This window comes from Paenibacillus sp. SRL342 (genome assembly GCF_984798905.1).
Map to the genome: position 1 here is coordinate 925990 of NZ_OZ481790.1, position 11902 is coordinate 937891.

The 11902-nt window shown below is 47.0% G+C and carries 7 protein-coding genes; 4 read left to right on the forward strand and 3 right to left on the reverse strand.

The genetic code is table 11. From position 1 onward, the window contains the following. Positions 1-169: 169 nt before the first annotated feature. The 3 genes from AC4E8D_RS04260 to AC4E8D_RS04270 all read right to left on the reverse strand — a co-directional run bounded on the left by AC4E8D_RS04260 (position 170) and on the right by AC4E8D_RS04270 (position 5484). Positions 170-1288: a response regulator gene (locus AC4E8D_RS04260; RefSeq protein WP_449003599.1), complete on the reverse strand. Its 1119-nt coding sequence runs from the start codon at positions 1286-1288 to the stop codon at positions 170-172. Continuing rightward, positions 1285-4416, reverse strand: coding sequence for an ATP-binding protein (locus AC4E8D_RS04265; RefSeq protein ID WP_449003598.1), 3132 nt, complete (start codon positions 4414-4416; stop codon positions 1285-1287). The genes AC4E8D_RS04260 and AC4E8D_RS04265 overlap by 4 nt, the downstream gene beginning before the upstream one ends. Before the next feature lie 120 nt (positions 4417-4536). Beyond that, positions 4537-5484: a helix-turn-helix domain-containing protein gene (locus AC4E8D_RS04270; protein WP_490205877.1), complete on the reverse strand. Its 948-nt coding sequence runs from the start codon at positions 5482-5484 to the stop codon at positions 4537-4539. A 171-nt stretch (positions 5485-5655) separates the two neighbouring features. Here AC4E8D_RS04270 and AC4E8D_RS04275 point away from each other — a divergent pair, with 171 nt between their 5' ends. The 4 genes from AC4E8D_RS04275 to AC4E8D_RS04290 all read left to right on the forward strand — a co-directional run bounded on the left by AC4E8D_RS04275 (position 5656) and on the right by AC4E8D_RS04290 (position 11896). Further along, entirely contained in the window at positions 5656-6675 is a 1020-nt protein-coding gene (locus AC4E8D_RS04275; RefSeq protein WP_210110177.1) for a glycoside hydrolase family 88/105 protein, read from the forward strand. Between the two features lie 13 nt (positions 6676-6688). Then, positions 6689-8869 carry a 1,3-beta-galactosyl-N-acetylhexosamine phosphorylase gene (gene gnpA, locus AC4E8D_RS04280; protein WP_490205878.1) on the forward strand — a complete coding sequence of 727 codons (2181 nt, stop codon included), beginning with the start codon at positions 6689-6691 and terminating at the stop codon, positions 8867-8869. A gap of 176 nt (positions 8870-9045) precedes the next feature. Continuing rightward, complete coding sequence (locus tag AC4E8D_RS04285; RefSeq protein WP_449003595.1) at positions 9046-9894, forward strand: GNAT family N-acetyltransferase; 849 nt, start codon at positions 9046-9048, stop codon at positions 9892-9894. A gap of 199 nt (positions 9895-10093) precedes the next feature. Next, the gene (locus tag AC4E8D_RS04290; protein WP_449003594.1) at positions 10094-11896 is read left to right on the forward strand and encodes a cache domain-containing sensor histidine kinase; all 1803 of its coding nucleotides are present in this window, start codon (positions 10094-10096) and stop codon (positions 11894-11896) included. Positions 11897-11902: the final 6 nt, after the last annotated feature.

The window sequence follows — 11902 nt, forward strand, 5'->3', positions numbered from 1 at the left end:
GATTCTAGACAATGGTGATGTAAAATCATCCTGCAAGGACGAATGAACGTCCATCTATTGCAAAAAGCCCAAGCCTAAAGCAACACTGAACTGTTTCCTGTCATAGTAGACCTTAAAAGACTACCATAGGAGCAGTTCAGTATGCCAAGGCATGGGCTTTTTTGCTGTTTCATGATTGTCGCAACAGTTGTTTGATATCCGCTGCCGGACTGGAGCCAAGCTCCTCTTGGAGCAATTCCTCCAGTACCAGATACTGGCGCTGCGCTTCGGTTCTTCGTCCAAGCGACAGATACAACAGGATGATCTCACGATGAATATCTTCCCGAATCGAATCAATCTGGAGAATACGTTCAAAATAATACAGCGCCCGTAACGGCTCGCCTGCCTTCGCATGATAGTGGGCAGCAGTTTCCATCGTCATGATGAAATCCAGTTCCAGCTGTCTGGACCACGCGAAAGCCCACTCATAATGCCTTCCTTTCAGAAGTTCACCCGTATACAACGTGTCCATCCGCTCGAAGAGCTCGGGGCGATGTGCCGATGCCTGACGCATCTGCCGGAACAAAGCCTCGAACTCGTACAGATCACAGTTAATCGCTTCCCGGTCGATACGGATACCGTTTCTGTCCTTGAGAATGATCGGCACGTCACTGTTATCACCGATGGCACGTCGCACATAGTACAGTGTGGAATTGATGTTGGTCCAGGCTTTCTGCGGACTGAGGTCCTTCCACAACGTATCGGCCAAGGCATCGCGGGTAGTCGATTTGGTATACAGCAAGAATGCAAGTAACTCTTCCGTCTTGGGCGTTCTAAGCTTGATGGGACTGTCTGATCCGGCACCGCCAAACACAGTGAATTCACCGAACAGACGAACGTTCAGTTTGGGTACAGGTACCGCTAATTCAGGTGTTGTCACGGACTTGTGAAGCTTTTCCTGCAATCGCTTGATGCTGCGGTTCAGTCGCTCAGCCGTGACCGGCTTGATGACGTAATCGATCACTTCTTTGTCGAAAGCCTGCACTGCATATTCCTCATAACCGGTCACTAGCACAATGGGAAGCGAAGGGTGATGTTTACGCAATTCACCAATGAGTTGCATACCCGAGATGCGAGGCATCGTAATGTCCAGAAATGCCGCATCGATGCTATTCTCTGCCGCATATTCACAGGCTTCCTCCGGGTCATGAAATGCACGAGATACCTCAACTTCTCCGCTTTCTGTCAAAATACGATTCAGTCGCTTCAGCGACAAATCCTCATCATCCACGATGATGACTTTCATCATGATTCATAACCCCCATTCCCATCTGTGCTTAGACGTTGATTTGGAAGATCAAATGTAATCCGCGTTCCCTCGCCGTCCAGACTTTCCATCTGAAGGTGTCTGCCATACAGCAGGTTCAACCGGCTGGAAATATTCCATAGGCCAACACCTTTACTGCCGTCTGTGGATTGCCGAATTTCGTCCATCCGTTGCTTGGTTATGCCGATTCCGTTGTCCTCGATGGTGAAACGTGTTTCCGTATCATTCAGATTGCGGATAGATAACATGACCCGGCCACCGCGAATGCTGGACATCAGCCCATGCCGAATCGCATTTTCGATCAGGGGCTGTAACGTGAGCGGTGGAATGTCCATGTTCCGGTTCACGTCCGCATCCACGTCGATAATGACCTCCAACCTTGAGCCAAAGCGGGCTTGCTCAATCGCTACGTATGCCTCGATCATCTCCAGTTCGTTCATCAAGCTGGTTTTTGAGTCCAGATGTTTAAAGTGCACACTGCGTCTTAAGTAACTCGATAATTGCAAAATCAATTGTTCTGCCCGATTCGGCGCATCCACGCACAATTCGGCAATGGCATTCAGGGCGTTATACAGAAAGTGTGGGTTCATCTGTGACCGCAAAAAGGATATTTCCGCATCTCGCGCAGCTTGGACGGATGTTTTCATCCGAGTCAAACCGCCGATCCGTGCCAGCAGTTCCTCCGATTCGAACGGCTTGGATACAAAATCATTGGCGCCTTTCTCCAAGGCCAGCTTCAATTGATTAGCTTTATTGCTCGCCGTCAGCATGAGTACAGGCAACTCGGAAGGGGAGAAGCGCTCCCTGATCCGTTCCAGCAATTCGTAACCTGACATGTCGGGCATCATGATATCAGCAATGACGAGATGCACAGTAGGTAGCTTGTCCAGCAGCTCCAGTACGGAAGGGGAGCTTGAAGTGACCGCATAACTGTATCCTTCCAGCTTCAAGAGATTAACAATCGTCTGCAAATTAGCTGAGTCGTCATCCACAACGATGATCCATTCATCTTTATTCCCTTGTACAATCGTTGGTTCTTCGAACCGGAGTAGCCGATGACCAGGACCTGTAGGAGCGATGGTAAGCGGCATGACGTTGGAACGTTTCTCTCCTTTTTTCTCTGCCAGCGGGAACGTCAGGATGAACGTGGCACCCATGCCGGGTGCTGATTCCGCATGAATGCTTCCCCCATGTAACTCGACCAGCTTGCGCGTAATGCTCAGTCCTAGACCGGTGCCTCCAGCAACGACTGGCCCCGTGTCTGCTTCCTGCTCGAACGGCAGGAAGATATGCTCCAGCTTGTCCGTACCGATACCACGTCCGGTATCCACAATGCGTATTTCCGCTTTGCCTTGCACAATCGCAGCTTTGATACTTACCGTGCCACGTTCCGTGAACTTAACTGCATTGCCGATCAGATTATGCAAAATCTGAATCAGTCGATTGCCGTCTGCATGGATCGGCGGGAAATGCACCGGGATGCGGTTGATAAGCTCCACCTTTTTCGCGCCAAGCAGGAAGGAGTGCATACGCATGACCGATTCGACAAACGAGTACAGGTCGGTCGAAGACCGGTGGAGCGGGATGTCGCCATGTTTCATTTTCGAATAATCCAGCAATTCATCGACCAGATAGGTTAATCGTCTGCCACTTCCCGTCACGATCGCCAGATTGTGCGCTTGCTCATCGGTAAGGGGACCTTCTGCGCCTTTAAGTAGGCTTTCACTGATGTTAACAATCGCGTTCAGCGGTGTTTTGAGCTCATGCGAAGTATTGGACAGGAAGTCATCCTTCACTTTGTCGAGTAAGAGCAGCTGATCTTTGAGCGTGCGGACCGTACGATAGGCCTCAAAGAACCGAAGCACCGCCAGAAACAGCATCAGGATGCTGAACAGGACAATGGAAGCCTGCCCGATATTCATGTTTTCCTTGAGCGAGATCGAGAAGAGATTAATGTCCAGACAGTACAGCATGATGCTTAAGAGGGCTGCGTACCACAGAAAAGTAGACAGCCGTTCGCCCTTCTCACTGGTTAGGAACTGTTTTGCACATTGATACAGCAACCAGAGCAGCATCAACGTGTACATAACGACGACGTAAGGTGCAGCCAGCCCATAGATGGAAATAGGCAGGAACGCGACCATGCATAAGTATGCTCCGAAGATGATCAGGATCACCGCCGTGAGCATACCGGACAGGATGCCTGTTTTGAATCGGTAGAAGTAAAAGGTTAACAGACCCAGACATGCCACAGAGCAGAAATCTTTTAATTTATAGAGTGTGCTAAAGGAAATTTCCGTGCCCGCCATGGATAACACACGTTCGCTGATCATGCCGTTATAGAGTGCATACAGCAGACAGATTAGACCAATCAGCAGCAGGGAATCGTCCCTGTTTCGGTAGAGTGCAGACCCCAGGTAACTGATGAGGAATATGATCGAAATGGTACCCAGTACAGCAAGCGTGCCGAATTCGATAGCTGTGTTGAATTGATGTTTTTTCAGCATGGCTGCTTGTTCGCCGAAAAAGAGTGGACCTGGAATGCCAGAGTCCGTGTAATCATAATTAGCCACCCGGATCAAAATCTCAATGTCACCGCCATGATAGGGGAAAAAGCCAATCTGGGGGGAGTTGCCTGGTCGGTAACCTGCGGATTTTGCCACGGCATGCCCGTCTTCCAGCAGCTTGTTGCCATTGATGTAGATTTCACTGGCAAAACGAATGTTCATTTTTTTGATCGCCAGCGTTCCTTCAACAGGTGCATTACGCAGCACTAGTCGATACGTGGCGAATCCGTGGGTAGGCAGCCGTTCACCATCCACTTTAAGTCGATTCCAGGAGCCGGGAACGGTTGCATAAGTGTCGGGTGCTTTCGTTGGACCAGCCTGATGCGATGTTGCAGATTCGTCAGGAAGCAATTGCTCCCAGTAAAATTCCCACTCCCCGTCCAGCTTGATCCGCTCGTCTTGTTCAGGGTTCCAGGCCGAGAGATCCAGAACACCTTGACGGGCATGAAGCGCAGCAGATTGTGGTTCTCTGATCGTTGACAGCAGCAGTACGGTAATGGCAAGTACAACAGTCAGGACAACGCCTGAAATTTTTAATAACACGAAATGCTGCTCCTTTAGAGATTGTTCAATCCTTTGGTAGCTTCGGACAAAATCTCTTGTATTCTATCGGCATTGTAGCGAATATCTCTGGGGGGCGCAATCACATTTCGACAAATTCCTTCATACCCACCCTGTAAATTCCAATATCGACGCTTTTGCAGACTGTGCTTCTGTATGAGCCCCTTTGCGCCAGGCTTTGGGTGATTCTCCCATCAGTTTGGCGAAGCAGCGGTTAAAGCTGGAGATGGATCGGAAGCCGACCTGCTCGGAGATGGACAGAATGGAGGCCTCCGTGCTTTTCAATCGCTTGCATGCCTCTTCAATCCGGGTACTGTTCAGAAAATCGAGCGGTGTGGTTCCCATAATTTCATGGAACTTGCGGCGAAAATGCGTTGTACTCAGATGACACAGATCAGCGAGGTAATCGATGGTCACAGGCATCATATAGTTTTTGGTGATAAACTCCAGTACCGGTGAGATGACCAAGTCCCCTTGGAGGTCACGTTCCCGTTCCTGATCCTGAGATGACAAGCGCTCGCTGTTCGCATGAATTCGAAGCAGTTCGATATATAGAGACATCAACAAGCCGTACGCGCTCTCCCGATAGTAGGGGGACTGCTGCTTCATTTCTTCAACGATTGAAGTTGCGAGCATATGAATTTTGGGATGCTGTTCCTTATTCAGAATACAATTGGTTCCCTGAATCGCCCATAGATTCGGTTCAATGTGAGTTTGTGCTGTTTTGAGCGAATGACGGAAGAGTTCTTCCGGTGAAAAAAAGATATAAGCCCACAGGCTGGCGTTATTAGGTGAACTGTATGTGGTATGCGGAAGATAGCGGGGAATGAACGTGATGTCGCCTGCCCGAAAAGGCACAGATTCTCCCTTAATCTCCATGATGCCTCCATCTGAATAACAGATGCCAATCTCCATGTGGTTATGGAAATGAAGATGCTCACTTTTGATATCGGATATTCTCCAGCGGTCTCCACTGAGTAACAGGACAGGGAAATCAATGGGCAGGCTGTAGTGACGATATTCAATGACCGGTTTCTTCGGTTTGGGCATTTTCGAGGACTCCTATGTATAAATGATTGAAATTGCGCAGTTTTGTTATGAATATGCTTAGAATGAGACTATTTTACTGCGTACAATGGAATAAGTAAAGCGTTTACAAAAATGGACGGACACCTCTCAGGGCGCACTTGGGGGCGTGTGCGCAGGGAGAGGGGAATAACAATGCTTCAAGTGAAATATGACAGGGAACAGATTCTACATGTAATCGAGAACGTTACCAAGAAAACACTGGATATGGATCTGACATGGGATTGGCCCGGTGGAGTGGCTTATTATGGTGTATCCAGGGCCTATCAAACGACAGGCAACCAAGAGATTCTGGACAGGCTGGTGAAATGGGCAGACGAATATATCGAGCTGGGGCTGCCAAGTTGGACGGTAAATACATGTGCCATGGGCCATGTGCTCATCACTTTATATGAAGAAACCGGAGATCAGAAATATTGGGATATTGTCCTCAGCAAGGTTGATTATCTCCAGAATCATGCACTTCGCTTTGGAGACAATGTGCTTCAGCATACGGTATCCGTTTCCAATGATTTTCCGGAACAGGCTTGGGCGGACACCTTGTTTATGGCGGCATTTTTCCTGCTTCGCGTAGGTAGCAAATTAAAAGATGAAGCCATGATTCAGGATGCGCTGAATCAGTATTACTGGCATATCAAATACCTGCAAGATCCGAGCAGCAGTCTGTGGTATCACGGCTATAACAATATCAACAAGGACCACATGTCCGGATTTTACTGGGGCAGAGCGAATGCTTGGGGAGCCTATACAATGTCTCAAGTGAAACCGCAACTGAACGACTGGTACTTGTATCCGCAGTGTATGGATGTAGAATGTGCCCTTCGCGATCAATTGGCAGCTCTCAAGCTGGTGCAGACCGAGAATGGCTTGTGGCGTACCGTTTTGGATGACGAAGAATCGTATGAAGAGGTGTCAGCCTCCGCTGGTATTGCAGCAGCCATGATCAATAACGGCAATCCACTGCATACCAAGTACGTGCAAAAGGCACTGGAGGGCATCCTGAACAACATTAGCGAAGATGGACGCGTGCTTGGTGTATCTGGCGGTACGGCGGTGATGAAGGATCGGGATGGCTATCGCAATATTCCAAAAGACTGGATTCAGGGCTGGGGTCAGGGCCTGGCACTCGCTTTTCTGTCCGATATGTTGAGATAGGGAGGGAACCCAATTGTCCAAACCAACCAAAGGCTCTTTTACATTGCCGGGAGAATCCGGTTATGAGGCACTGACGCTGGAACTTGCTGATCGCTGGGGTGCCGATGTGATCCGTGACAGTGACGGTACGAAATTGTCTGATGAGATTATTAATGCCGGATATGGCATCTATTCAACCATTTGCATTATTCGGGATCATAATGAGTGGGCATCCCGTAATCTGGATAAGCTGCAGCAATGTTTTCTCATTACCAATCCGAAAGTCGCTGTACAAGATTATGTATCCATCTATCTGATGGAGGATTTCTTCGCTGAACAATTCAGGGTGAATGATTCCAAAGAAGCGTTTAAATATTGGCAGGTGTACGACCGAACGACTGGGGAACAGGTACCTAGAGGACAGTGGAATTATGAAAGGGAATCTGGCAATGTTGTCATTACCGGCGTTTCTCCTTGGCATAAATACACGGTGAGTTTCATGGTTTACCGGATCTGGGAAGAGATTTCCATGTACAATCATACAACGAATAATTGGGACAAAGAGCATCTGATGCAGATTGACCCGATCTATACGGACACCCAAACCTATCTGCAGGATTGGATGGAAAAGTGGTGCCAAAACCACCCGGAAACAACCGTTGTACGTTTTACGTCCCTATTTTATAACTTCGCCTGGATCTGGGGCAGTGATGAGCGGAATCGCCATCTGTTCTCGGATTGGGGTTCATACGATTTTACCGTAAGTTCGAGAGCGCTGGATCTGTTTGCTCAAAAATATGGGTACTCACTCTCCGCCGAGGACTTTGTAAATGGCGGTAAATATCAGGTCACTCACATGCCTGCGGATCAGCGAAAGCTGGATTGGATGGCATTTATCAATGATTTTGTCATTGAATTCGGTAAAAAGTTGATTGATATTGTCCACAAGCATGACAAGCTGGCGTATGTCTTCTATGATGACAGCTGGGTAGGCATGGAGCCGTACAATGATCGCTTTGAGGAGTTTGGATTCGACGGCATGATCAAATGTGTGTTCTCCGGTTACGAGGCAAGAATGTGCTCAGGCGTTAAGGCTAATACCCATGAGATTCGCTTGCATCCCTACTTGTTCCCAGTCGGCTTAGGTGGGCTTCCTACCTTCAAGGAGGGCGGAGACCCTACCCTGGATGCGAAGAAATATTGGATTAATATCCGGCGTGCACTGCTGCGGGAGTCGATCGACCGGATTGGACTAGGTGGATATTTGCATCTGGTGGAGCCTTACCCGGACTTTGTGGATTATATCGAGAAGATCGCCCATGAATTCAGGGAAATGAAAGAGCTGCATCAAGAGGGAAAACCATATCAGATCAAAACAAAGGTAGCCGTTCTGCATAGCTGGGGCAAGTTAAGATCGTGGACCTTGTCCGGACATTTTCATGAAACGCATATGCATGATCTGATTCATGTGAATGAGGCATTAGCCGGGGTGCCTGTTGACGTGCAGTTTATTGATTTTGATGATATTCGTCAGGGCGCATTGAAGGATGTAGATGTTGTCATTAATGCCGGTTCCGCTGGTTCTGCCTGGAGTGGTGGAGTGCACTGGAAAGACCACCAATGTGTAGACATTCTGACCCAGTGGGTGCATGAGGGTGGTACCTTTATTGGCATTAACCAGCCTTCGGCAATGGACGGGTACGACAGCTTTTTCAGAATGGCTCATGTGCTTGGGGTGGATGAGGATACAGGCGCCAGAGTTGTTCATGGAAAATGGTCGTACGATACTCACGATGAGCATGGGTTGTTGCCTGAGGGGGCCAGCATACTTCCGAAAAATAACATTTATCTGACTGATGGATCAGCAGCTGTTGTGAGTGAAACGGATGGTCAGATCTCACTGTCCACACATGCTTTTGGAAAAGGAAAAGGGATCTATCTGCCTTCCTTCGAATTCAGCTGGGAAAATACAAGACTACTTCTGAATTTGATTCGATTTGCGGGCAATGAATTCCATGAAACAAAGTACATCACGGATAACTTGTATACCGAGTGCGCTTACTATCCTGAGAGCAACATATTGGTTGTGATCAATAATAGCGATCAGGTTCAGTCCACAACGATCAATACAGAGCATGGAAAACAGACCGTGGAATTGGACCCGTATGATACGGTGATCACCAAAATTGGTTTAACAAAATCGGTATCCCCATAGAATAATGATTCAATAGACCGTATTCCTTAACCAGGAAGCGGTCTATTTTAGTTATTAGTTTAAAAGAAACTTACTGTATAGTGTTAACACTATTTAGTAGAATATTTAAATAAGGATAGGGATCATGAGCCCTAATATATTATTGTTTTCAACTTTTTAAAGGAGAGAGTGCCCTAATGTACAGTTATAAAATGTTGGACAAAATAAGCATGGCAACACTTCACGAGGCGTTTGTGGATGCGTTCTCCGACTACCAGGTTAAAATGGATTTGCCTTTTTGGAAGTTTCAACAGATGCTTCAACGAAGGGGGTATCACCCCGAATTATCTATGGGAGCCTTTAAGGATGAGAGAATGGTCGGATTTGTTATCAATGGACTTCGAAGCTGGAATGGAAAGACAACTGCATATGACCTTGGTACAGGCGTTGTAAAAGATTGCAGGCGGCAAGGCATTACAAGCGATCTGCTCTTGAATATTCAAAAGCTGTTAAAAGAAAAAAATGTAGAGCAATATTTGCTGGAAGTCATCCAATCCAACGAATCTGCAGTTCAGCTGTACAGTAAACAAAACTTCAAAATTCAAAGGGAATTTTCATGTTTCCAGTTGCAAAAAGATCAATTCATACCGCAAACGACCTGCACGGTGGAATGTGTGGAGAGAATCAATTTGGAGCAGTTCAAGGAATTTTGGGATATGGAGCCCTCCTGGCAAAATTCAATAGATTCCATCTACGCTTTACCGGAGGCTTTTATCTATGTGGTAGCACGTCAGGATCACAGCATTGTTGGTTATGGCATTATAGATCAAAAAACAGGTGATATTCCCCAGCTTGCAGTGAACCAAAATTACCGGGGCAAAGGTATTGCAAGCAGCATCCTGACAGAGATGGTCCAACGCACAGAAGCTTCTAGAATCAGTGTCCTCAATGTGGAGTCTCATCTGAAACCGATGCAAGATTTCCTCCTGGTCAAATCAGGTTTTGCATATCATGTGGGCCAGTACGAAATGCTCTTGAAATTATAACGTGATCGCTGTTTCGGCGTAAGGTCAGATCGGGTTCAAACGAAAATATGTGATATGTTAGCGTCTGTCTTGTTGGGCCAGTTGAACGGGAGGTTGATTAAAGGCTTCCCGGAAATCCTGGATTGCAGTATCCAACCCATCCTGTACTCGTTATAATAATGTTGATATATGACATGGTTAGAGGAGACAAAGACATAACATGAGCCGAAAGACATACTGTAAGCGTATTCAGTTTCTGGATGATTGGAGTCTCAAAACCAAGTTGTACATATTGTTCATTTTTTGTGTGCTGGTCCCGGTCCTGGTCACAAATACCGTGTTTTACCAAAGCATCAAAGGTAACATTGAAGAGAAGGAGCATAGCCGATTCAATGAAATGCAGCAAAGGATCAAGTTCAACCTGCGGAACAGTATAGACAATAGCTTGTATGTGTCCAATTTTCTCTATACCGATGGAACGCTGAACCGGTTCATGGAGTTCAAGTATCGCGATCAGGAAGACTATTACTCTGCCTACTATGATATGCTTAGCAACAACAATCTGGTCAGGTACTATTACAGCTACCAGCAGGTGAATCAAATCACGTTTTATGTTGGCAATGATACCTTCGTCAATGGAGGAAACTTTATTAAGCTGGATGAAGAGGTGAAGAAAAGTGATTGGTATCAAGCGCTGATGAAAACGAGCGACCATATCATGATCTATTCGTATTTTGACAAACAACAGGCGGAGATGTCGCAAAGTCAGGGAGGACGCAAAGTAAGCATTATTCGTAAGCTGGATTACTTTGGGGAGCAGCAGGTTGAAAAGGTGTTAAAGGTTGATCTGGACTACGCTTTCATCAACAAATCGCTTAAAAATGAGGGAGCCAATGGGAAGGTGTATGTCGTTTCGGATGGCAGGGTCATTTTCTCGAACGATTCAAAAATGAATCAGACGCGCAAGCCGTTTAATCTGATTGCAAACAGTCCAATTGACCCTGTTCAATCGATGCAATCGATCCCCGTCGTATCCGAGGATTGGCAGATTGTCGTCAGCACGGAGAAATTGGACGTTCTGTCGGAGATTGTTAATTCCAAGCTTAATTTGACTTTACTAATCATTCTTAATCTGTTGGTGCCGACACTGCTAATCTGGTTGATATCCAGATCATTGGTCATCAGAGTTGATCGGATAGCGAAGCACCTGGATCAAGTGAAGCATGAGAAATTTGAGGTGATATCGGGACCTGTGGGCAAGGACGAGATCGGCAGCCTGACCCATAGTTATAACATGATGGTCATCAAGATCAAGAACCTGATTGAGATTGTGTTTAAGGGCCAGGTGGAGCGGCAAGCCCTTGAGCTATCCAAGAAACAGGCGGAGCTGAAAGCCCTTCAGAGTCAGGTGAATCCCCATTTCATGTTCAACACGCTTGAAACGATCCGTATGCGGAGTTTGATTAAGGACGAGCTTGAAACCTCCGATGTCATTCATAAACTGGCACTGCTGTTACGTCAGACGATCAATTGGGGCGATGATCTGATTACAATTGCAGAGGAAATCAATTTTGTGGAGAGTTATCTGAGTATCCAGCAGTATCGCTTTGGTGAAAAGTTGCAATTTGCAATCCGGATCACAGACGAATCCATTGCTGCCATGATGATACCCAAGCTAACCGTTCTCACCTTTGTGGAGAATGCTTGTATCCATGGCATTGAGGGGACGTCGAATGATGGGGTCGTGGAGGTATTATTCGAGATTCGAAGTGATGAACTGTACATTTCCATTCGAGATACCGGAGTCGGTATGGATCAGGACAAGCTGGCCTCGCTCCGCAAAATGATGCAAGACCCGAGTATGGATCGGATGAGCGAGCTTAGCAGCATTGGTATGATGAATGCATATATTCGGCTGCGGATGTATTTTGATGATTTCGTTCAGGTGCACATATTCAGTGAAAAGGGGAAGGGAACAACGATTGGCATTCGAATTCCTCTTATGCAGGCATCTCAAGAATAAGGAGCG